Annotated in this window: 20 protein-coding genes; 11 read left to right on the plus strand and 9 right to left on the minus strand. The window is 66.2% G+C overall.

Going from position 1 to position 22,605, the window contains the following annotated elements; genetic code table 11:
* The first annotated feature begins 66 nt into the window (after window positions 1–66).
* A complete protein-coding gene (locus E4S58_RS10240) occupies window positions 67–642 on the plus strand; it encodes a LabA-like NYN domain-containing protein (protein WP_136636311.1) in 576 nt (191 codons plus the stop codon).
* Between the two features lie 57 nt (window positions 643–699).
* On the opposite strand, the gene E4S58_RS10245 is transcribed toward E4S58_RS10240, so the two are convergent.
* Window positions 700–1,206 carry an anthrone oxygenase family protein gene (locus E4S58_RS10245; RefSeq protein ID WP_136636312.1) on the minus strand — a complete coding sequence of 169 codons (507 nt, stop codon included), beginning with the start codon at window positions 1,204–1,206 and terminating at the stop codon, window positions 700–702.
* A 76-nt stretch (window positions 1,207–1,282) separates the two neighbouring features.
* On the opposite strand from E4S58_RS10245, the gene E4S58_RS10250 reads away from it, so the two are divergent.
* Together E4S58_RS10250 and ispH are read left to right on the plus strand one after the other, a co-directional pair.
* On the plus strand, window positions 1,283–1,906 hold the full coding sequence (locus E4S58_RS10250; protein WP_136636313.1) for a TetR/AcrR family transcriptional regulator: 624 nt from the start codon (window positions 1,283–1,285) through the stop codon (window positions 1,904–1,906).
* A 21-nt stretch (window positions 1,907–1,927) separates the two neighbouring features.
* Window positions 1,928–2,878: a 4-hydroxy-3-methylbut-2-enyl diphosphate reductase gene (ispH, locus tag E4S58_RS10255; protein ID WP_136636314.1), complete on the plus strand. Its 951-nt coding sequence runs from the start codon at window positions 1,928–1,930 to the stop codon at window positions 2,876–2,878.
* 3 nt (window positions 2,879–2,881) lie between these two features.
* Here ispH and E4S58_RS10260 read toward each other — a convergent pair whose 3' ends face one another.
* Complete coding sequence (locus tag E4S58_RS10260; protein WP_136636315.1) at window positions 2,882–3,574, minus strand: fumarylacetoacetate hydrolase family protein; 693 nt, start codon at window positions 3,572–3,574, stop codon at window positions 2,882–2,884.
* Between the two features lie 144 nt (window positions 3,575–3,718).
* Between E4S58_RS10260 and ade the strand changes: the two genes are divergently transcribed.
* From ade to E4S58_RS10285, 5 genes are all read left to right on the plus strand, one after another.
* Window positions 3,719–5,419 carry an adenine deaminase gene (ade, locus tag E4S58_RS10265; protein ID WP_136636316.1) on the plus strand — a complete coding sequence of 567 codons (1,701 nt, stop codon included), beginning with the start codon at window positions 3,719–3,721 and terminating at the stop codon, window positions 5,417–5,419.
* 167 nt (window positions 5,420–5,586) lie between these two features.
* On the plus strand, window positions 5,587–7,686 hold the full coding sequence (locus E4S58_RS10270) for a 3-hydroxyacyl-CoA dehydrogenase NAD-binding domain-containing protein (protein WP_136636317.1): 2,100 nt from the start codon (window positions 5,587–5,589) through the stop codon (window positions 7,684–7,686).
* A gap of 10 nt (window positions 7,687–7,696) precedes the next feature.
* Complete coding sequence (locus E4S58_RS10275) at window positions 7,697–8,884, plus strand: acyl-CoA dehydrogenase family protein (protein WP_136636318.1); 1,188 nt, start codon at window positions 7,697–7,699, stop codon at window positions 8,882–8,884.
* Window positions 8,885–8,887: 3 nt separating this feature from the next.
* A complete protein-coding gene (locus tag E4S58_RS10280; RefSeq protein ID WP_136636319.1) occupies window positions 8,888–9,940 on the plus strand; it encodes an acyl-CoA dehydrogenase family protein in 1,053 nt (350 codons plus the stop codon).
* A gap of 60 nt (window positions 9,941–10,000) precedes the next feature.
* The gene (locus tag E4S58_RS10285) at window positions 10,001–10,795 is read left to right on the plus strand and encodes a thioesterase family protein (RefSeq protein WP_136636320.1); all 795 of its coding nucleotides are present in this window, start codon (window positions 10,001–10,003) and stop codon (window positions 10,793–10,795) included.
* Between the two features lie 98 nt (window positions 10,796–10,893).
* Here E4S58_RS10285 and E4S58_RS10290 read toward each other — a convergent pair whose 3' ends face one another.
* Complete coding sequence (locus E4S58_RS10290) at window positions 10,894–11,919, minus strand: NADP-dependent oxidoreductase (RefSeq protein ID WP_136636321.1); 1,026 nt, start codon at window positions 11,917–11,919, stop codon at window positions 10,894–10,896.
* 126 nt (window positions 11,920–12,045) lie between these two features.
* On the opposite strand from E4S58_RS10290, the gene smpB reads away from it, so the two are divergent.
* The 3 genes from smpB to E4S58_RS10305 all read left to right on the plus strand — a co-directional run bounded on the left by smpB (window position 12,046) and on the right by E4S58_RS10305 (window position 14,649).
* Entirely contained in the window at window positions 12,046–12,522 is a 477-nt protein-coding gene (gene smpB / locus E4S58_RS10295) for an SsrA-binding protein SmpB (protein ID WP_136636322.1), read from the plus strand.
* A gap of 79 nt (window positions 12,523–12,601) precedes the next feature.
* Entirely contained in the window at window positions 12,602–13,453 is an 852-nt protein-coding gene (sseA, locus tag E4S58_RS10300) for a 3-mercaptopyruvate sulfurtransferase (RefSeq protein ID WP_136636323.1), read from the plus strand.
* 11 nt (window positions 13,454–13,464) lie between these two features.
* On the plus strand, window positions 13,465–14,649 hold the full coding sequence (locus E4S58_RS10305; protein ID WP_136636324.1) for an amino acid aminotransferase: 1,185 nt from the start codon (window positions 13,465–13,467) through the stop codon (window positions 14,647–14,649).
* On the opposite strand, the gene E4S58_RS10310 is transcribed toward E4S58_RS10305, so the two are convergent.
* The 6 genes from E4S58_RS10310 to E4S58_RS10335 all read right to left on the minus strand — a co-directional run bounded on the left by E4S58_RS10310 (window position 14,646) and on the right by E4S58_RS10335 (window position 22,583).
* Entirely contained in the window at window positions 14,646–15,143 is a 498-nt protein-coding gene (locus E4S58_RS10310; RefSeq protein ID WP_338101526.1) for a ferric reductase-like transmembrane domain-containing protein, read from the minus strand. The two genes, E4S58_RS10305 and E4S58_RS10310, sit on opposite strands and share 4 nt — an antisense overlap.
* Before the next feature lie 106 nt (window positions 15,144–15,249).
* Window positions 15,250–15,729 carry a peptidase associated/transthyretin-like domain-containing protein gene (locus E4S58_RS10315; RefSeq protein WP_136636326.1) on the minus strand — a complete coding sequence of 160 codons (480 nt, stop codon included), beginning with the start codon at window positions 15,727–15,729 and terminating at the stop codon, window positions 15,250–15,252.
* Between the two features lie 113 nt (window positions 15,730–15,842).
* On the minus strand, window positions 15,843–17,900 hold the full coding sequence (locus E4S58_RS10320) for a hypothetical protein (protein WP_136636327.1): 2,058 nt from the start codon (window positions 17,898–17,900) through the stop codon (window positions 15,843–15,845).
* A complete protein-coding gene (locus tag E4S58_RS10325) occupies window positions 17,897–20,680 on the minus strand; it encodes a DUF4159 domain-containing protein (RefSeq protein ID WP_136636328.1) in 2,784 nt (927 codons plus the stop codon). The genes E4S58_RS10320 and E4S58_RS10325 overlap by 4 nt, the downstream gene beginning before the upstream one ends.
* On the minus strand, window positions 20,680–21,573 hold the full coding sequence (locus E4S58_RS10330; RefSeq protein ID WP_136636329.1) for a DUF58 domain-containing protein: 894 nt from the start codon (window positions 21,571–21,573) through the stop codon (window positions 20,680–20,682). The genes E4S58_RS10325 and E4S58_RS10330 overlap by 1 nt, the downstream gene beginning before the upstream one ends.
* Window positions 21,570–22,583 carry an AAA family ATPase gene (locus tag E4S58_RS10335; protein WP_136636330.1) on the minus strand — a complete coding sequence of 338 codons (1,014 nt, stop codon included), beginning with the start codon at window positions 22,581–22,583 and terminating at the stop codon, window positions 21,570–21,572. Before E4S58_RS10335 ends, E4S58_RS10330 begins: the two co-directional genes overlap by 4 nt.
* Between the last annotated feature and the right edge of the window lie 22 nt (window positions 22,584–22,605).

Genomic DNA, 22,605 nt, shown 5'->3' on the forward strand with positions numbered 1-22,605 from the left:
GGTGATTGCGTCCGATTTATTTTTTCACACTCACGGTTCCGGGCGCAGCACTCGGAAAGGTTTTAGATGTTCTACAAAGACGAACGGCTGGCGCTGTTCATCGATGGATCGAATCTGTATGCGGCCGCCAAGTCACTTGGATTCGATATTGACTACAAGCTGTTGCGCCAGGAATTCATGCGTCGTGGTAAACTGGTTCGTGCGTTTTATTATACCGCACTGCTGGAGAACGACGAATATTCCCCCATCCGCCCCTTGGTGGACTGGCTGCACTACAACGGCTTCTCGATGGTCACCAAGCCAGCCAAGGAATACACCGACAGCCAGGGCCGTCGTAAGGTCAAGGGCAACATGGATATCGAACTTACCGTCGATGCCATGGAGCTTGCACCGCGTGTCGATCACATCGTTCTTTTTTCGGGCGATGGCGATTTCCGGCCGCTGGTGGAAAGCCTTCAGCGGCAGGGTGTGCGCGTCTCCGTGGTGTCCACGATTCGCAGCCAGCCCCCGATGATCGCGGACGAACTGCGCCGCCAGGCCGACAACTTCATCGAGTTGGAAGACCTGCGCGACGTGATCGGCCGCCCGCCCCGCGAACCCTCGGCCGAGCCGCGGGTGCGTGAGTCGGCATCAAATGACTGACCGTCGAAGACATGACTGAAAGGGCCGGAGTGATCTCCGGCCCTTTTGCATCGCAGGTCACAGGCGCAGCAACGCCAGTCCGGTCAGGCCAAGCGCCACGCCGGAGGCGACGGTGCGGATCTGGTTGAAGACCTGCCACGGGCCGGAATAGTCCGCCCAGACCGCCCGCGCCTGCTCCAGGGTCGCGGGGACATCGACCAGCGCCAGTGCCTCGTTCATCGGGACATTGACGGCCATGGTCAGGATCGTTCCTCCCAGCACGTACAGCAGCCCCGCCGCCGCAAAAAGCTGCGCAGATGCACGCCGTCCAGCGCGCGCCGCGATGACGGCTGTAATCAGCAGCACCGGGCCAGTCAGGAAGAACGCCGGAAAGAACACGGCGTTGCGCACACTGGCGTTCATCGCCTGCATGGCGCCGATCGCGATCCGGGGGTCGGCCGCGTCCAGCCCCCACATGGTCGAACAGACCCAGGCATAGAAGAAACCGAAGATCGCTCCGTTCAGCACCAGGGACGTCAGGGACAGTCCGGTCAAAAGGGCGGGGCGGGAAGCTGCGATGGTCATGTCAAATCCGTAATTAATGTTACGCTTTGACATATCCGTAAGATTCGTTACGGATTTGGTCAAGGAGTTTTTCATCATGCGCGAAGATCGACGGGCCCGGCGTGCCGCCGAAATCGAAGACGCCGCCTATGCGGTGCTTGAGGCCAAGGGCTATGACGGCCTGACCATGCTGGCGGTGGCAAAGGCGGCGAAGGCATCGAACGAGACGCTGTATCGCTGGTACGGCGACAAGTCCGGCTTGTTCGAGGCCCTGATCCGCCGCAATACCGAAGGTGTGCTGGCGCAGTTGAATGAATGCAAGGGGGCCTCGGCCGCGCAGACGCTTGACCGGGTCGGGCAGGTCCTGCTGGCGATGCTGCTTGGGCCTCGGGCGGTCGCGTTGAACCGAGCGGCGGCGGCGGATGGATCAGGTGTGCTTGGGGCGCTACTGGCCGAAACCGGGCGCGGGGTCGTCGGGCCGTGGATCGCCGGGGTGATGCAGCGCGGGATTGCGGAGGGTCAGCTGGGCGATCATGACCCGCGCCAGATGACCGAACGGTATTTCAGTCTGCTGATCGGCGACGCGCAGGTGCGGCGGGTGACCGGGGCCATAACGGAGCCGACGGCCGACTGGATCGCGGCGCGCACGAAAGCCGCGATGCACGACTTCCTGATCCTGCATGGCCCGGCTGATCTGGACGCAGGCGGTGCGAAGGCTTAGGTCGGGGTCAAGGAGACCGCCATGACCAAGCCGCCCCTCACCCTGCATCTTGCTGCCCCGCGCGGATTCTGCGCCGGGGTCGATCGCGCCATCAAGATCGTCGAGATGGCGCTGAAGAAATGGGGTGCGCCGGTCTATGTCCGGCACGAGATCGTGCACAACAAGTTCGTCGTGGATGCCCTGCGCGATCAGGGCGCGGTCTTTGTCGAGGAGCTGGACGATTGCCCCGATGACCGCCCGGTGATCTTTTCCGCCCATGGCGTGCCCAAGACCGTCCCGGCCGAAGCTGCCCGGCGTGAGATGATCTATGTGGATGCCACCTGCCCTCTGGTCTCGAAGGTGCATATCGAGGCCGAACGGCACCATGAGGCCGGGCTGCAGATCATCATGATCGGTCACGCGGGCCATCCCGAAACCGTCGGCACCATGGGCCAGCTGCCGCAGGGCGAGGTGCTGCTGGTGGAAACCGAGGCCGATGTGCCGGGTTTGCAGGTGCGCGACGAGACGCGGCTGGCGTTTGTCACCCAGACGACCCTGTCGGTCGATGACACGAAGGGCATCGTCGCGGCGCTGCAGGCGCGGTTCCCGGCCATCATCGGCCCGCACAAGGAAGACATCTGCTACGCCACCACCAACCGGCAGGAGGCCGTGAAGGCCATGGCCGGCAAGATCGACGCGATGCTGGTGGTCGGCGCGCCGAATTCCTCGAACTCTCGCCGTCTGGTCGAGGTCGCGGCGAAGAACGGCTGTGGTTATGCACAGCTCGTGCAGCGGGCTGACGACATCGATTGGCGGGCGCTTGAAGGCATCCGGTCCATCGGCATCACCGCAGGCGCCTCGGCCCCCGAAGTGCTGGTGAGCGAGGTGATCGATGCCCTGAAGGCGCGGTTCGACGTGACCGTCGAGGTCGTCGAAACCGCGCAGGAGAACGTCGAGTTCAAGGTGCCGCGCGTGCTGCGCGTGCCTGCCTGACGCTTATTCCTTCGGACCGATCGTCAGGTCGAGCGGCGACAGCCCCTCGATCTCGCCCCGCAGGACATCCCCTTCGACGACCGGGCCGACACCCGCAGGCGTGCCGGTGTAGATCAGGTCGCCCGGTGCCAGGTGATAGAAGGTCGACAGATAGGCGATCACTGCCGGAATATCGTGCAGCAATTGGTCGAGCGTGGCGTCCTGCCGGATCTCTCCGTTGACGGTCAGGTTGATGCGCTGGCCGCCGACCGGGCCGAAATCAGCGGCCTTGGTCAGGGGGGCGATGACGGCGGACTGTTCAAAATCCTTGCCGAAATCCCAGGGGCGGCGTTTGTCCTTGCCGTCCTGCTGCCGGTCGCGGCGCGTCATGTCCAGCCCGCAGGCATAGGCATAGACGGCGTTTTCGGCCTCCTCCCGGGTGGCGCGGAAGGCGGGCGTGCCAAGGGCCACGACCAGCTCCATCTCGTGGTGCAGGTCGTTGGTGCCAAGCGCGTAGGGGATCGTCGCGGGCGCCAGGCAGATGGCCGAGGGCGTCTTGCAGAAGAAAAAGGGCGCCTCCATGTCCGGCTGGTGGCCCATTTCCTTGGCGTGATCCGCATAGTTGCGCCCGACGCAGAAAATCCGGCGAACGGCGTAGGCTTGGGTTTCGCCGTTCACGGGAACGGTCGGGAAGGGGGGGATGTCGAAGAGGGGCATTCGTGTCTCCTTTGAGCGTGTTATGGGCCTGTGGCGCGGGGCGGTAAAGGTCTCGTGACCCGGCGCGGCGTGACGGGAGACTTCCGGCTGGACAATCAGGGGCCGGTGCGGTCGGATTCGGGGACACAACCTGCGAGGCCCGTTATGACCCAACCCCTGTCCGATCTCATCTCGCAAGGGCGTGGCGATGCGCCTGCCGACCTGGTGCTGCGCGGCGGCAGGGTCTGGGACATGGTCACGGGCGACATGATCGACGGCGACGTGGCGATCTGCGGTGATACGATTGTCGGGATCGGCGCGGACTACGAGGGTCGGCGCGTTCTGGATGTCGCCGGTCTTACGCTGGTCCCTGGGTTCATCGACACGCATCTGCATATCGAAAGCTCTCTGGTGACGCCGCATGAATTCGACCGCTGCGTCGGGCCGCGTGGCGTGACGACGGCAATCTGCGACCCGCACGAGATTGCCAACGTGATCGGCGTCGAAGGCATTCAGTATTTTCTGAATTCTGCAACGGAAACGGTGATGGACATCCGGGTCAACCTTTCGTCCTGCGTGCCGTCGTCGCACATGGAAACCGCCGGGACGCGGATCGAGGCCGAGGATCTGGTGCCGATGATGGATCATCCTCAGGTTATCGGACTGGCAGAGTTCATGAATTATCCGGGGGTTATCTTTCAGGACCCCGTTTGCATGGCCAAGCTTGAGGCCTTTCGCGGCCGTCACATCGACGGGCACTGTCCACAGCTGATCGGCAAGGGCCTGAACGCCTATGTCAGCGCCGGCATCCGGACCGAACACGAGGCGACCACGGCCGAAGAGGCGCGGGAGAAGCTGCAGAAGGGGATGCGCGTTCTGATCCGCGAGGGATCGGTGTCGAAGGATCTTCACGCGCTTCAGGAATTGCTGACGGATGTGACATCCGCCTACATGTGCCTGTGCACCGACGACCGGAACCCGCTGGACATCGCCGAACACGGGCACCTGGATTACATGATCCGCGAACTCATCCGGCTGGGCCGGTCGCCGCTGGCCGTCTATCGCGCGGCGTCTCTGTCGGCGGCCGAGGCCTTCGGACTGAAAGATCGCGGCCAGATTGCGCCGGGCAAGAGGGCCGATATCGTCTGCCTGTCCGACGTGACGGATTGCCGGGCGCAGATGGTGTTGTCGGGCGGGGTCGTGATGGATGATGCGGCCTTTGCGGCGCGCAGGATCACGCCGCCGGTCGGACAGGGATCGGTCAAGATCGCGCGGATCAGTGCCGACCAGTTCCGCACCGGGGGCAATCGGACGAAGACCGACGTGATCGGCATCCTCCCCGGCAAGATCATCACCGAACATCTGAGCGAAGAGATCGCGATCACCGATGGCGACAAGCGCCCCGATCTGGACCGTGACCTGGTGAAGATCGCAGTGATCGAACGGCACGGGGTGAACGGCAATGTCGCCACGGGGTTCGTGAAAGGCTTCGGGCTGAAAGGTGGGGCCATCGCCTCGACCGTCTGTCACGATCACCACAATATCGCGGTGGTGGGGGCGGATTACGCGGACATGGCGTTTGCGGCCAACCGGCTGGCCGAACTGCAGGGCGGGTTCGTCGTGGTGCGGGACGGGACCGTGCTGGCAGAACTCGCGCTTCCGGTGGCGGGCCTGATGTCGGACCGCCCGTTCGAAGAGGTGCACGACCGCCTGATCGACCTGCGCAAGGCCGCGAAATCCCTGGGCGTCACGCTGGACGAACCCTTCCTGCAACTGGCCTTCCTTGCGCTGCCGGTGATCCCTGCGCTGAAGATCACCGATCGCGGCATGGTCGACGTGGTGAAGTTCGAAATCATCCCCGGGTGACGCAGCGGCGTTTTGCAATTCTGCTCTGCAAAACACTTTTCCACTGGATTGACCTCAGGGGATGCGGCCCTTACCTTTCGGCCCGATGAGGGAGGATGGAACCGGCGGCCGCAAGGCGCGCGGTGGTCCCCCGTTGATGTAAACCCGTTTTGCCCGAGGGGACTACCATGGCCGAATCCAACGCAACCAGCGACGTCGTCAGCTACGGATACGAAGGGGAGGTCGCGCTGGTCTGTGTCGACAACCCGCCGGTGAACGCCACCGGGATCGCCGTGCGGCAGGGCTTGGTCGATGCCTTCAAGGCGATCAACGACGAAGGCAAGGCCAAGGCGATCGCGCTGTATTGTGCCGGGCGGACCTTCATCGCGGGGGCCGACATCCGCGAATTCGGCCAGCCGCGCAAGGATCCGTCGCTGCCCGAGGTCTGCAATGCGCTCGAGGCCTCGGCCATTCCGACCGTATCGGTGATCCACGGCACCGCGCTTGGCGGCGGTTACGAGGTGGCGCTGGCCACCCACGCCCGCGTGGCGCTCAAGGGGGCCAAGTTCGGCCTGCCCGAAGTGCTGCTGGGCATCATCCCCGGCGCCGGCGGCACGCAGCGCCTGCCGCGCCTGTCGGGCATTCCCTTCACGCTGGACATCGCCGTGTCGGGCCGGCACGCCAAGGTCGAAGAGGGCGTCGACAAGGGCGCCATCGACCGCGTGGTCGAGGCCGGTGATCCGCGCGACATCGCGATCGCCATGGGGCAGGAGGTCATCGCGGGCACCCTGCCGACCCGTCGCACCGGCGACATCGACGTGACCCCGGACGAGGCGGCGATCAATTCGACCCTCGCCATGGTCGAGAAGAAGAACCCGCACCTGATCAACCTCGCGGAATGCGTCAAGGCCATCGCGGCCTCGACCAAGCCGCTGATGGAAGGTCTGGCGGAAGAGCGCGAGCGCATCATGCGCTGCATCGAATCCCCGCAGCGGTCCGGCCTGATCCACGCCTTCTTCGGTGAACGCGCCGTGTCGAACATCCCCGAGGCCAAGGGCGAAACCCGGGCGCTGGACAAGATCGGCGTGATCGGCGGCGGCACCATGGGGTCGGGCATCACCACCTCGTGCCTGATGGCGGGCATCCCTGTGCGCCTGATCGAGGTGCAGCAGGAAGGTCTGGACCGTGGCGTCGCGACCATCACCAAGAACCTCGACGGGGCCGTGTCGCGCGGCAAGATGAGCCAGGACAAGCGCGATGCCGCGCTCGCCATGCTGGAGCCGTCGCTGGCGATGGAAGACCTGTCGGATGTCGACCTGGTGATCGAGGCGGTCTTCGAGAAGATGGAGATCAAGAAGGACATCTTCGGCAAGCTCGACACCATCTGCAAGCCGGGCGCGATCCTGGCGTCGAACACCTCGTACCTTGATATCAACGCCATCGCCAACATGACCAACCGTCCGCAGGACGTGCTGGGCCTGCACTTCTTCAGCCCGGCCCACGTGATGCGCCTGCTGGAAATCGTGCAGGGCGAAAAAACCGCGCCCGACGCGCTGGCGACCGGTTTTGCCCTGGCCAAGAAGCTCAAGAAGGTCGGCGTTCTGGCGCAGGTCTGCGATGGCTTCATCGGCAACCGGATCCTTGGTCACTACGGCAAGGTGATCTCCTACCTCGTTCTGGACGGGGCCTCGCCCGCCGACGTGGACCGCGCGCTGGAAGGCTTCGGCATGGCCATGGGGCCGCACAAGGTGGGCGACCTCGCGGGGCTCGACATCGGCTACATGACGCGCCAGCGCCGCAAGGAAGAAGGTCTGCCCGCCAATGAACGCTATGGCGGCGACATCGCCGACCTGATCTGTGAACGCGAAGGCTATGGTCGCAAGACCGGCAAGGGGTACTACCTGTACGAAACCGGCGCGCCGGTGCCGAACCCGGCGGTCGAAGAGATCATCAACGAGGTTCGCGCCGACAAGGGCATCACGCCCAAGACCTTCAGCGATCAGGACATCGTCGACCGCTACATGACCGCCTTCATCTCCGAAGCGGCGCGCGTGGTCGAAGACGGCACCGCCAAGCGGCCCGTCGACGTCGATATGGTCTTCCTCTTCGGCTACGGTTTCCCGCGTCATCGCGGTGGCCCGCTGCACTATGCGGACTCCATCGGCGCGAAGGAACTGGTTGCCCGGATCGAAGCCTACGCCAAGGAAGACCCGAACTACTGGCAGGTCCCCGACCTGTTGCGCAAGATGGCCGAAGACGGCACAACATTCGCTGACATGAATAAGTGAGGAGGTTGCAATGGATCTGAACTTCACCCCCGAAGAAGAGGCCTTCCGCCAGGAAGTCCGGGATTTCTTTGCCGAAAACCTGCCGGACGACATCCGCGATGCCGTGCGTCGCGGTGGCGAACTGACCAAGGAGATCATGGAGCGCTATCATGCGATCCTGAACAAGAAGGGCTGGCTGGGCACCACCTGGCCCAAGGAATACGGCGGCCCCGGCTGGGGTCCGGTCGAACGGCACATCTTCGACGAGGAATCCTGTGCCGCCTATGCCCCGCGCATCGTGCCCTTCGGCCTTGGTATGCTGGGTCCCGTGCTGCAGAAATTCGGGACGCAGGAGCAGAAGGATTACTATCTGCCCCGCATCCTCAACGGCGACGACTGGTGGTGCCAGGGCTATTCGGAACCGGGTGCCGGGTCTGACCTTGCCTCGCTGAAGACCCGCGCCGTGCGTGACGGGGACGAATGGGTGATCAATGGCCAGAAGACCTGGACCACGCTTGGCCAGCACGCCGACTGGATCTTCTGCCTGTGCCGGACCGATCCGGACGTGAAGCAGCAGGAAGGCATTTCCTTCATCCTCGTGGACATGTCGACGCCGGGTGTCGAAGTGCGCCCGATCAAGCTGATCGAAGGCGGTCACGAGGTGAACGAGGTCTTCTTCACCGACGTGCGCGTGCCCTATGGCAACCTCGTCGGCGAAGAGAACAAGGGCTGGACGATCGCCAAGTACCTGCTGACGCACGAGCGTACCGGGATCGCGGGTGTCGGCTTCTCGATGCTGGAACTTGAAGAGGTCAAGGAACTGGCCAAGAAGGTCATCCGCAACGGCAAGCCGCTGGCCGAGGATCCGCTGTTTGCCGCCCGCGTCGCCCAGGCCGAGATCGACCTTGAGGCGATGAAGCTGACCAACCTGCGGATGCTGTTCACTGCGCAGAAGAACGGTGCGCCGGGGCCGGAAACCTCGATCCTCAAGATCAAGGGCACGGTCATCAACCAGGAGCTCAAGGATCTGGGACGTCGGGCGCTTGGCCCGAACGCCGCACCCTTCCCCGGCTCGCTGGCGGGCACCAACCTTGATGTCGCGCCGGACGGCCATGCCAACAACGCCGCGCGCTACTTCAACAACCGCAAGACGTCGATTTTCGGTGGCTCGAACGAGATCCAGCGAAACATCCTGACCAAGACCATGCTGGGGCTGTGATCCATGAATTTTGATCTGACCGAAGACCGCCAGATGCTGCAGGACAGCCTGCGGCGCTACCTGGCCGACAAGTACACCGTGGAACACCGCAACAAGGTCGCCTACGAAGACCCCTTCCATGACGACGCCAAATGGACCGAGCTGACCGAACTTGGCGCGCTCTTTGCCCTCGCGCCAGAAGAGGCCGGCGGCATGGGCGGCGCAGGTTTCGACATCTCGGTGGTGTTCGAAGAACTGGGTCGCGTGATCTGCCCCGAACCTGTTCTGGGCGCGTTGATGGCGTCGCGCCTGATGACCGCGGCTGGCGCGGATCAGGAAGAGCTTCTGTCCGGTGCCACGAAATACGCCGTGGGCCTGGGGGAACTGGACGCGCCTTATGACATGTCGGGCCTGACGACCACCGCCAAGGGTGGCAAGCTGACGGGCCGCAAGTCCATCGTCTACGGCGGGCAGGCGGCGGATGTCTTCCTGATCGCGGCCAAGGACGGCGACAGCCTGAACGTCTACGAAGTCAAGGCGGCGGATGCGTCTGTCACCGGCTATGCGCTGATGGACGGTGCCGGCGCGGCCGAAGTCGTGCTGGACGACGCCCCCGCCACGCTGCTGATCGAGGGGGCCGAGGCCGCCATCGAAGACGCGGTGAACGCGGGTATCGTGGCGCTCTGTTCCGAAGCCGTGGGCGCGATGGACGTGCTGCACAAGATGACCGTCGACTACCTTGGTCAGCGCAAGCAGTTCGGTCGCCCGATCGGCACCTTCCAGGTGTTGCAGCATCGCGCGGTCGACATGCTGACGGAAATCGAACAGAGCCGGTCGATCGTCATCAAGGCGGCGGCGGAACTGGGTGGTCCGAATGCATCGCGCTACTGCTCGATGGCCAAGAACCTGATCGGCCGCGCCGGTCGCCTGGTGGCCGAAGAGGCGATCCAGATGCACGGCGGCATCGCGATGACCTGGGAATACCCCGGATCGCATTACGCCAAGCGGATCATCATGATCGACGCGCAGCTGGGGGATACCGATTATCACCTCGCCCGCGTGGCGCAGGCCGCCTGATCCAGTGAACGACCATCAGGGCCGGGGCAGCACCCCGGCCCTTTTGCATGAGAGAGCCCGATGACCTCAGACACCCCCACCCTGGCCCAGCTGATCGATGGCATGACCGGCACCGCGCCGCGCCTGACAGCCCACCTGACACCGTCCTGGATGCAGGGGCGGACGGCCTTTGGCGGCATCACGGCGGCGCTGGCCCTTGCGGCCGCGCGCAAGTCGCTGCCCGACCTGCCCGACCTGCGATCGATGCAGGTCGCCTTCCTGCGCCCGATCCTGCAAGAGGTGAGCTTCGAGGTCACGCTGATCCGTGCGGGCCGCACCGCCAGCTTCGTTCAGGTTGATTGCATCAGCGATGACGCGCTTGGCGCGCGCATCACCTTCGTCTTTGGCGCCGCGCGCCCCAGCCAGGTCGTGCATGACTACGCGCCCGTTCCCGCCACGCCCGATCCCGTCAGCTGTGTGCCGCTGGTCCGCCGATCCAATGCTCCCAGCTTCTTCGGCAATTTCGATGCGACGATCATCGAAGGCGATCAGTTGATCTCGGGGTCCGACCGGCCCGAGCTGATCGTCTGGTCGCGGCTAACCGAAACCGAAGGCGTGTCGACCGAGGTCGCCCTGATCTGCAACGCCGACAGCATGCCGCCCGCCGCCATGACGACCTTCACCGAACGCGCGCCGATCTCGACCATCACCTGGTCGCTGGATGTGGCGCGGATGCCCGCCAGGACGGACTGGCTCTGGACGCGCACGACGTCGAAACAGGCGGCCGAGGGCTATTCGGTGCAGGACATGGAATTGCGCGACACCGATGGCAGCCTCGTGGCCTCGGCCCAGCAGATGGTCGCACTGTTCCTGTAAGGGCTGCGCCCTGACCTTCCCGCCCGAAGTTCTTCTGGTCTGAAATACCTCGGGGGGAGGCCCGCAGGGCCCGGGGGGCAGAGCCCCCCGTCCCGATCTCAGCCGACCTTGACGACCAGCTTGCCCAAGTTCTTGCCTTTCAGCAGACCCATGAAGGCTTGCGGGGCGTTTTCCAGCCCTTCGGCGACATCCTCGGCATAGGCGATCTCTCCTGCGCCGACCTTGGGACCGACCTCTTTCAGGAACTCGCCGAACCGGCTGACGTGGTCGGTCTGCAGCAGGCCCTGGATGGTCAGACGCTTGACCAGCGAATAGCGCCACAGCTTCTGCAGGGCCATCGACCCGGTCTCGTCCGTTTCGCCGGAATACCAGGCGATCATGCCACAGATGATGACCCGCGCGTGCAGGTTCAGCAGGGGGATGACCCCGCCCAGGGTCGGGCCGCCGACGTTTTCGAAATAGATGTCGATCCCGTCGGGGCATTCGGCCGCCAGCGCATCGCGCATGGCCTTTGCATCCTTGCCGCGGTGATCGATGCAGGCGTCGAAGCCGAAGGTCTCGACCGCCATCTTGCACTTCTCTTCACCACCCGCGACGCCGATGACGCGCAAACCGGCCTGCTTGGCCAGCTGGCCGACCATCGACCCGACCGGGCCGGTGGCGGCACCGACGACCAGCGTCTCGCCTGCCTTCATCTTCGAATAGGCGGTCATCCCGGCCCAGGCGGTAAAGCCCGGCATGCCCAGCACGCCAAGCGAGGTCTGGATTGGCGCCTGATCGGGGTTCACCTTGCGCAGCTGGTCGCCCGGCAGGCAACCGTGCGTGGCCCAGCCGAACATGCCGAACGCATGGTCGCCGACGGCGAATTTCGGGTGGTTCGAGGCGATGACCTCGCCCACGGCGCCGGCCTCCATCGTGCCGTCGATCGGCACCGGGGCGGCATAGCTGGGGCCGTCGTCCATGCGGCCGCGCATGTAGGGGTCAAGCGACATGTACTTCAACGCGACAAGGACCTCGCCTTCGCCCGGGGTCGGCAGCGCGGAGTCCTCGAGGCGGAAGTTCTCGTCCTTGGGAAAGCCCTCGGGGCGCTTGGCCAGCACGATGCGTTTCATGGTATCCAACATTTCGGTCTCCTTCCGTAATGATGTGGAAAATATGTCCGACATGCAGAATATCCTTTGAGGACTTGAATCCAAGAGCCAATCGACCAGATGGACTCAACGGAACAACGCGGCTAGGAAGGCCGGATCATGGCACAGGCTAAATCAGACCCGAACTACAAGGTGATCGCCGAAAACCGGCGGGCACGGTACGATTACGCGATCGAGGAGGATCTCGAGGTCGGAATCGTGCTTGAGGGGTCCGAGGTCAAGTCGCTGCGCCAGGGCGGGTCGAACATCGCGGAAAGCTATGCCTCGGTCGAAGAGGGCGAGCTGTGGCTGGTGAACAGCTATATCGCGCCCTACGAGCAGGCGAAGATGTTCAAGCATGACGAACGCCGCCGCCGCAAGCTGCTGGTGTCCCGGAAAGAGATGTCGCGCCTGTGGAATGCCACCGCGCGCAAGGGCATGACGATCGTGCCGCTGGTCCTGTACTTCAACCATCGCGGCATCGCGAAGATGAAGGTCGGCATCGCCAAGGGCAAAAAGAACCACGACAAGCGCGATACCTCGGCCAAGCGGGATTGGAACCGGCAGAAGCAAAGGCTGCTGAAACAGGCCGGTTAAGGGGTGCAAAAGGGCATTCTCCTTGCCTGCAAGGTCCGGCGCCTGTAGGGATTTTCCAGACCCGAGAGGAGAGGACCAGATGCAGGACGATCCGAAGACGCTTGTTTCCACCGACTGGCTGGCGGCCCATCTTGAGGATCCGGATCTGCGCATTCTGGATGCCAGCTGGTACCTGCCGTCGGCCGGGCGCGACCCCAAGGCCGAATACGACGCGGCGCATATTCCCGGGGCGCGGTTCTTCGACATCGACGAAATCTCGGACCTGCGATCGGATCTGCCGCATATGGCGCCGCCGGTCGAAAAGTTCATGTCTCGGATGCGGGCCATGGGTGTGGGCGATGGTCATCAGGTCGTGGTCTACGATGGCGCGGGGATCTTTTCCGCCGCGCGTGTCTGGTGGCTGTTCCGCCTGATGGGGCAGGACGATATCGCCGTGCTGGATGGCGGGCTGCCAAAATGGCAGGCCGAAGGGCATCCGGTCGAAGACATGCCGCCGGTCGTGCGCGACCGCCACATGACCGTGCGCCGTCAGAACCACCTTGTGAAGGACGTGACGCAGGTCTCGGCCGCGTCCAAGCTGGCGGATACGGTGATCCTTGACGCACGGTCCGGTGAACGGTTCCGCGGCGAGGCAGACGAACCGCGCCCGGGCCTGCGCAAGGGGCATATCCCCGGATCGGTCAGCCTGCCGTTTACCGAGGTGCTGAACGAAGATGGCACGATGAAGGACCCCGAGGTGCTGAAGGCCATTTTGGCCGAGCGTGGTGTGGAAGGGCGCAAGCCGGTCATCACCACCTGCGGATCGGGCGTGACCGCCGCCGTGCTGAGCCTTGCGCTGGAGCGCAGCGGGCATCACAATCACGCGCTGTATGACGGAAGCTGGTCTGAATGGGGCGCCTTCCCCACGCTTCCCGTGGCCACCGGCGCCTGAGGCTACCCCAAGTGTTCGAACATCTGCGTCCGCAGCCCGAAGACCCCATCCTCGCCCTCATGGACCGGTATCGCGCCGATCCCCGCACCGACAAGATCGACCTGGGCGTCGGCGTCTATCGCAACAGCCAGGGCGTGACCCCGGTGATGCAGGCGGTGAAGACCGCCGAGCGGCAGTTGGTCGATGGACAGGACAGCAAGGGCTACACCGGGCTGGCCGGTGATCCGGCCTTCATCGACGCCATGGCCGAACTGGTGCTGGGTGACGTGGTGGCGGCGGACCGCGTGGCGGGGGCGGGCACCGTGGGTGGCACCGGCGCGGTGCGGCAGGGGCTTGAGCTGATCCGGCTCGCCCGGCCCGGCGTGACCGTGCACATCCCCGACCCCAGCTGGCCCAACCACCGGGCGATCCTGCAGGCCATGGGCATGGCCGTGAAGACCTACCGCTACTTCGACGCCGAGGCGAACGGGTTGGACATGACCGGCCTGCTGGAAGACCTGCGCGCCGTGCCTGCGGGCGACGTGGTGCTGCTGCACGGCTGCTGCCACAACCCGACCGGCGCCGACCCGAGCGACGCGCAGTGGCAAGAGATCGTGGCGACCCTCAAGGCGGCGCAGGTGACGGCACTGATCGACCTGGCCTACCTCGGCTTCGGCGACGGGATCGCGGAGGATGCGTTCTCGACCCGTCTCATGGTGCAGGAACTGGGCGAAGTCATCGTGGCCGTCAGCTGTTCCAAGAACTTTGGCCTTTATCGTGAACGGGCCGGTGTGGTCCTGGTGACCGCCGCCGATGCAGACGCGCGGGCCGTGGTGCAGGGCAATCTCGCGACGCTGAACCGGCTTGCCTATTCCTTCCCCGCCGATCACGGCGCCCGCGTGGTCGAGATGATCCTGAATTCAAGCGCGCTGCGCGCCGAATGGGCGACCGAGCTGTCGGAAATGCGGGGCCGGATCAACAGCCTTCGCGGCGAACTTGCCGCGGCACTTCAGGCTGAGACCGGGTCGGATCAATATGCCTTTCTTGCGGTGCAGCGCGGCATGTTCTCGCGGTTGACCGCGACGCCGGACCAGATCCGGACGCTGCGCGACGACCACGGGATCTACATCATCGGCGATGGCCGTATGAACATGGCGGGCCTGTCCAAGGAAGACATCCCGCGCCTTGCCCGCGCCATCGCCGAGGTCTGCGCCTAGGGTTTGCCGTTTCGGGATGCGCGCAGGCGCATTCCCGACAGCGCCCGTGCCGTCACCAAGACCACCGCACAGCACAACACGCCTTTGGTCACCGTTGCCATCGTGCCAATGATCAGCCATGCGTGGGCGACGCTGCCGCCTACGATAATCAGGGCCAGGACAGCGTGCGCGATCCGCCAGTGGCGGGGGGCCAGTCTGCGCCGTCCGAGCGCAAGCGCGGCGGTCACTATGACGGCCGCCATGGCGATCACACCCCAGACCGAAAAAGGTGTCGGTGCGCGAAACAGCAGCGCGTCGATGATGTCGGGCGGACTGGTCATCCAAAGCCCGCCGACGTGGATTGCCAGCGCAGCCAGTATCGTGGCACCCGTCCAACGGTGCAGGCGGCGCGACCGCAGGGTTGTCAGGCCTGGCAGGTCGGCTGATCCGAACAGCGGCTGGACGACCAGCAATACCAGCGCCACGACGCCCGCCAGACCGGCAGTGATGTGCACGGGATCCCGCCAAGCCAGCAGCGGGCTTTGTGTGGCTGCAAGGGTTGGTGCGACCATGACGGCGGACAGAATTGCCCAGATGACCCAGGTCGGCAGACGGCGCACGTCAGGCCGGTTGCAGGACGAAATGCGCTTCGAGACTTTGATCCGACGGGCTTGGCATGACCGGGCGAAGGAAAACGGTCTCGTACTCTTCACTGTCATAGGCAAGGTGCCCGTGCGGCTGGCCGAAGGTCGGCACGATCTGGGGCATCTCAAGCCGGAAAATGCCGTTGTCGTCGGTCAGCGTGGCGCCATGGCTGTGCCAATCGCTTTCGCGTCCTTCGGTAGTATGGGCCCAGATCTGGATGCGTTGACCGGGCAGCGGAGTGCCATCCCCGGCCCGTCGGACGGTGCCCGACATCCAGAAGCCGCCGCCGCCGATCTTGTCAACGATCGGAGCCCCGGCGCGATAGTTATTGGCGCCGCCGCGCATGGTTGGCGTGGGCGTAAGGCCCTGTGCCCGCGCCGGACGGATCAGGCCGGGGGCGGCAATAAGTGCGGCGCTTGCGGTGGTCAAAAGGCTGCGTCGGGTGAGGGTCGTCATGCTGCGTCCTCCGATCATATCGATGCTATCGATGGTAGCGCGATCCCTGAGGTCGCCCAAGGCGCACGAGGCCACCGGGCCATGACATCAGCCAACAATCGCGTGAACCGGCCCTAGCGGCGCCCTTCGCGCAGCCAGCCGCCCAGGATCAGCGCCGAAGCCACGAGCAGCACCAGCCACTCCGGCAGCAGCGGGATCTGGCGCACGTCGCGCGTCTCGTAGGCGTCGCGCGGGGTCAGGCCGATCCAGCCACGTCCGGCAGCCGGGCGGCCAGGGCGCACGTCACGGATCGTCGGCAGACCGTCCGTCAGCGCGCGCACGCCACCCCGGGTGCTGTCGACCAGCGGCGCAAGCGCGCTGCCGTCGGCGATGGTTTCCTCGAACTCGCGCGGGGCCGACGGGCCCAGACCGATGACCGACTCCAGGTCGCCTTCCGACAGGCGATAGAGCCCGATGTCCGGCCCGGTGTAGTCGCCCGTCCAGAGGCCCGGGCGGGTTTCGGTCAGCGTCATCTCCTCGGTCTCGCCATCGGGGCGGGTGATGGTCAGCGGGCCGATGCTGTCTTCCAGCGTACGGCGGATGATCTGCATGGACTGGCCGGTGGCGGTGGCGGTCAGCGCCTCTTCCTCAAGCTCGGGTTCCTTCATCATCCAATGGGCAAGGCGGCGCAGCAGTTCCAGTTGCGGTCCGCCGCCTTCGTAGCCGCGATTCCACAGCCAGGCATGATCGGACCCCAGCAGCGCCACCCGCCCTTCCCCGACACGGTCCAGGATCAGAAGCGGGCGGTCATCGACGCCGGACATCACGACCTCTCCGTCGCCCTGGCTGGCGTCGAGGTCGATCTGGCGCAGCCACCGGCCCCAGTCGCCGGTCCATTCCTCGGCCAATCCGGCGGTGACGGGATGGCGGTTGCCAAGGTCGGTGACGGTCGGGCTGTAGGGTTGTTCGATCACCCGGGCCGAGGTCGGCTGCGCGGGCAGTACCGCGCTGAGCGGGGATCGGTAGATGCTGTCGGCCGAGGCAAAGTCGGGCCCCGCCGCCACCAGCACCGCGCCGCCGCGTTCGACGTAATCGGCCACGTTCTGCAGGTAGAGCGAGGGCAGGATGCCGCGCCGCTTGTAGCGGTCGAAGATGATCAGGTCGAAGTCATCGACCTTGTCCATGAACAGCTCGCGCGTCGGGAAGGCGATCAGCGACAGCTCCGACACCGGCACGCCGTCCTGTTTCGACGGGGGGCGCAGGATGGTGAAATGCACCAAATCGACCGAACTGTCGGATTTCAGCAGGTTGCGCCACGTGCGGCCACCGGCGTGCGGTTCGCCCGACACCAGCAGCACGCGCAGACGGTCGCGCACGCCGTTCATCTGGACGATGGCGGTGTTGTTGCGCGCGGTCAGCTCTCCGTCCGCTTCGGGGGTCGAGAACTGGATCACGTTGCGCCCGCCATGGGGCAGGGTCAGCGGCAGTTCCAGATCACGGTTGGTGGACACGAGGAAGCGTTCGGGCTCACCTCCGTCGACCGAGATGTCCAGCGGCACCTCTGCCTCTTCGGTCGGGGCGGCGCCGGTGTCTTCGATCCGCAGGGTCAGGGTGACCTCTTCGCCCAGGATGGCAAAGGCGGGGGCGTTGCGCACGATCAGGCGGCGGTCCCAGTCCTCGGGTTCGCCGGTCAGCAGCAGGTGCAGCGGCGCGGGCAGGTCGGGGGCCTGATCCAGGTCGTGCAGGCGACCGTCGGACAGCAGGATCATCCCGGCGATTCGGGCGCGGGGTTCTTCCGCCAGGGCGTCCGACAGGGCCGTCATCAGGCGCGTGCCGGTGTCGCCTTCGCCATCGGCCAGGGTCACGCGGCGCACCTCGGTGTCGGGGCGCGCGCCGATGCGGGCGGCCAGTGTTTCCGCCGCCTCTTCGGTCTGGGCGGCGCGGTCCGACAGGCGCTGCGACGCGGTGCGGTCTTCGACCAGCAGGACGATGTCGGTCAGCGGCGTGCGGTCTTCTTCGCGCCAGGACGGCCCTGCCAGCGCGGCGATCACCACCAGCGCCGCCAGCCCGCGCAGGCCCCAGCCCGCCAGCCCGCGCCAGGTGGCCAGGATCACGCCGGCCAGTGCCAGCGCCGCCATGACCGCCACCAGCGGCCAGGGCAGAAGCGGGGTGAAGATCACGGTTCCGGTCATTGGCCCAGCCTGTCGAGAAGCGCAGGCACATGGACCTGATCAGATTTGTAGTTGCCCGTCAGCACATGCATGATCAGGTTCACGCCGAAGCGCAGGGCGATCTCGCGCTGACGTTCCCCGGCATAGCCGCGCCCCACGGGCAGCATCGGGTTGCCGGTCTGGTCCACGGCCCAGGCGGCGGCCCAGTCGTTGCCGCCGATCACCACCGGCGTGACACCATCGTTCAGGTTGCGGAAGGGCATGCCTTCGATCAGTTCGGCATCGGCGGGCGCGGATTCGACCCAGACATCGCGGCCTGCGTGACGCCCGGGGAAGTCGCGCAGCAGGTAGAAGGTCCGCGTCAGCACGTGGTCTTCCGGCACGGGTTCAAGCGCGGGGATATCCAGCGGTTCGGCCAGCGCCTGCAGCTTGCGACCATTGGGGCTTGAGGCGCCGAAGCCCGCGACGTCGGCGTCACGCGTGTCGAACATGATCATCCCGCCGGTCCGCAGGTAGCGGTTCAGCTTTTCATAGGCCTCGGCCGAGGGGATCGGCTGATCGGGGGTGATCGGCCAGTAGAGGAACGGGTAGAAGGCCAGTTCGTCCGTCTCGAGGTTCACGGCGACGGGCGCGGCCGGTTCCACCGAGGTGCGGAAGGTCAGCACCTGCGTCAGCCCCCGGAGCCCGGCCTGCGAGAGGTCATCGACCTGCGGGTTGCCGGTGACCACATGGGCCAGCACGACCTCGGATGTCGCGGCGATGGCGCGGGCGATCTCCTGCGGGTCGTCGGTCGCCTGCTGCGCGCGGACAGGGGCGGGGGAGACAAGCGTCAGCGCCAGCAGCACGGCGGCTGTGGCCCCTCCGGCGCCGCGCCCGGTCAGTCGGCCCGACAGGGCAAGAGTGGCAAGGATATCGGCGGTCAGCAGGATCAGCGACAGCGCCAGCAGCCAGCCGCCAAGCGGTTGTTCCTGCGCGCGGGTCAGGCCTTCGACACGCAGGCGCGCGGGCCATTGGGTCGGGCGCAGGGTGTCATCGGCAGACAGCACGTTGCGCGCCAGCGTGCGGTCCGGCCCCTGGTAAAGCCCGGGTCGCAGGTCGGCCCCAAGCGCCGCGTCGATCAGCCGTTCACCGGGCACGCCGGGAAGGGTGCCCGCCGGTTCAATCCGGCCCGTCGCGGTCAGCAACTGCACGGGTTGCCAGGTGGTGCCTGCCAGATCCTCGGCCTGCGGGCGCGAGGTGGAGGACGACACCGACAGGCGTTCAAGCATCTGCACGAAGAGGCCCGACAGCGGGAGTGTCGACCATTCGGCGTTCGCCGTGACGTGGAACAGCACGACCTGCCCCTGTCCGGTCGTCTTGCGGGTGACCAGCGGCGTGCCGTCGGTCAGCCGGGCAATCACGCGGTCGGCCAGCGATGGATCGGGCTGTGCCATGACCTGAGAGGAAATCGTGACGTCGCCGGGGATCTCGAGCCCACTGAACGGGCTGGTTGCATCGAAGGGGGCCAGCGTCTTGGGTTCCCCCCAGCTCATTGCGCCGCCCACGTTGCGGCCGCCGGCGCGCAGACGCACGGGCAGGAAGGGGTCTTCGACCTCGCGGCTGACGTCGCTGGCGGCAAGGCGCGGCCCGGCGAACCGCAGCAGCATCCCGCCCTGGTCGATCCACTCGTACAGCGCCTCTTCCTCGGATTCCGACAGGGTGGCGACATCGGCCAGCACGATGACATCGGGGTTGGCCGGGATCATGTCCATCAGCGGGCCTTCGATCAGGTCGACCGTGGGGGCCAGCGCCTTGCGCAGGTAATGCATGGGCGACAGCAGATCGAGCGTCTCGCCTTCCTGCCGGGCACCGATCAGCGCGACCTCGCGGCGGCGGAAACTGTCGTCCGACAGGGTGGTGGCCCCGGCCGTCCGGGCGCCCGCGATCGACAGGTGCGTGACCCGGGCGCGCAATTCGGCGGGCAGGGACAGGCCTGCGGTGGCCTCGGTCTCGGCATCGGCGAAGGTCATCGGCAGGTTGGCCAGCGTGCGCAGCGTGCCCGAGGGGTCGCGGCCCATGGCCTGCACCGTGATCTCCTGCGGGCCAAGTGCCATGGGGCGGATCGCGGTGACCTGCAACGCGCCATCCTCGATCGTCACGGGTTTCAGGCCAAGCGCAGGGCGGGGGCTTTCGTAGATGGTGACGGTGCCACGGCTTTCCAGTTCCTGAAGCAGCGCGGTGCGTCCTTCGTGCGCCAGCCCGTCGGACAGCCAGTAGGTGTCGAAGTCGGTGTCGGGCAGCAGGCCGCCCGCGGCATCAATCTGTTGCGGCGCGGGGGACCAGGGCTGCGGCTGATATCCGGGCAGACGGGCGCGCAGGGTGTCGGCGGCGGCGAACGTCACCGCCTCGGGCGTGGTCAGGCGCAGGATGGCGGCGGTGCGGCCCTGACGCCCGGCCTCGGCCAGCAGCCCTTCGACCAGCGTGGCGGACCGGTCCCAGTCCCGCGCGGCGGCCCAGGATCCGTCCATCACGATCAGCAGCGGGCCGGATCCCGTCTCGGCCTCGTCCTGCGGGTTCAGGATCGGCCCGGCGAGGCCAATGATCACCGCAGCCACCGCCAGCATCCGCAGCAGCAGAAGCCACCACGGCGTGCGGTCGGACACGCTTTCTTCGTCCTTGAGGCCCAGCAGAAGCGCCACGCCGGGAAAGCGGCGGCGGATCGGAGCGGGGGGGACGGCGCGCAGGATGATCCACAGGATCGGCAGCGCGGCCAGTGCGATCAGCAGCCAGGGGGCGGCAAAGCCGATGGGGCCAAGCATCATCAGGTCGTCCCCCGGTCAAGCGCGGCATAGATCGTCAGCAGCGCCGATTGCGCCGACCGGTCGGTGTGATGTGTGTGGAACTGCCAGCCGGTCGCGCGGCACAGGTGATCCAGGCGGTCCTTCCGTTCGGCCAGCCGCGTCAGGTAGCGATCGCGCAGGTCGCCGGCCTTGAGCGTTTCATGTTCGACCGTGCCGCCGATGGACTGGAACACGGTGCGGCCCTTGAAGGGAAAGCTTTCCTCGGACGGGTCAAGGACCTGCAGCAGCACGCCGCGCACGCCACGGTCTGCGGCCTTCGTCAGGGCCAGTTCGACCTCGTCCAGGCGGCCGAAGAAGTCCGAGATGAAGAGCGCGCGGGCATTGGGGATCATGGCGCGGTGTTCGGGCACGCCATAGTCGTCGGTGCCCGGTTCGGCGAAGAATTCGGCAAGGCGGTAGATCTGGTTACGGGCGCGGCGCGGCGGCAACAGGGTGCCGGTCAGCCCGACCCGTTCGCCGCCCCGGATCAGCAGGATCGCGGTGGCCAGCGCCAGCAGGCGGGCGCGTTCGCCCTTGTCCGGCAACCCCTTGTCCGAGGCAAAGCGCATCGATGCCGCCTGATCGACCCAGAGCATCACCGACTGGGCAATCTGCCATTCGCGTTCGCGGACATAGCGATCGTCGCTGCGCGCCGACCGGCGCCAGTCGATCCAGCGGGCCGGATCGCCGATCTGTGCCGGGCGGTATTGCCAGAAGTCGTCGCCCAGCCCGGACCGCCGACGCCCGTGATCGCCCAGCAGGACGGTCCCGGCCAGATGCTCGGCCCGGGCCAGCAGCGGCGGCAGGCTTTCCGCCTGACGCTCGGCCCGTTCGCGCAGCTGGCGCGGGTCGGTGAGCCGGGCGGTTTCGGTCACGCGGCGGCCTCGGTCCGGGTGATGGCGGCGGCGGTGTCTTCGATCAGGGCGGCCAGGCTGTCGCCCCGGGCGCGCGCGGCAAAGTTCAGGCCCATCCGGTGCGACAGGACCGGGCGCGCCATGGCCAGTACGTCCTCGGTCGAGGGGGCCAGACGGCCATGCAGCATCGCGCGGGCGCGGACGGTCATCATCAGCGCCTGTGCGGCACGCGGGCCGGGCCCCCAGTTGACCGTTTCGCGGACCTTCGGCGCGGCCGAGGGATCATCGGGGCGGCAGGCGCGCACCAGGTCGAGGATCTGTTCGACGACCGTCTCGCCCACGGGCATCCGGCGCAGCAGGGCCTGCGCCTCGATCAGTTCGGCGGCGGTGAAGACCTCGTGCGCTTCGGCCTCTTCGACACCGGTGGTGGCCATCAGGATCTCGCGTTCGGTGTCGCGGTCGGGATATTCGACGTCGATCTGGACAAGGAAGCGGTCAAGCTGCGCCTCGGGCAGGGGGTAGGTGCCTTCCTGTTCGATCGGGTTCTGGGTGGCCAGCACATGGAAGGGGCGGCCGAGGGGACGGTCTTCGCCGGCCACGGTCACCTGCTTTTCCTGCATCGCCTGCAGCAGCGCCGACTGGGTCCGGGGCGAGGCGCGGTTGATCTCGTCCGCCATCAGAAGTTCGCAGAAGACCGGGCCGGGCAGGAAGCGGAAGGCGCGCGACCCGTCGGCGGCGGTTTCCAGCACCTCGGAGCCGAGGATATCGGCGGGCATCAGGTCGGGGGTGAACTGGATACGGTTGCCGTTCAGGCCCATCACGGTCGACAGCGCCTCGACCAGGCGGGTCTTGCCGAGGCCCGGCAGGCCGATCAGCAAACCATGGCCGCCGCACAGCAGGGCCGAGAGGGTCAGTTCGACCACGCGTTCCTGGCCGATGAACCGGCGTTCGATGGATTTACGGGCATCTGCCAGCTTCTCCTCAACGGCTTCGATCTTGGCAACGAGGTCGTCGTCGGGGGTCGTGGTCATGGCAAAGGCTCCGTCCGGGACT

The organism is Pseudooceanicola onchidii (genome assembly GCF_004959925.1).
In the GTDB taxonomy this organism is placed as follows: Bacteria; Pseudomonadota; Alphaproteobacteria; order Rhodobacterales; family Rhodobacteraceae; genus Pseudooceanicola; species Pseudooceanicola onchidii.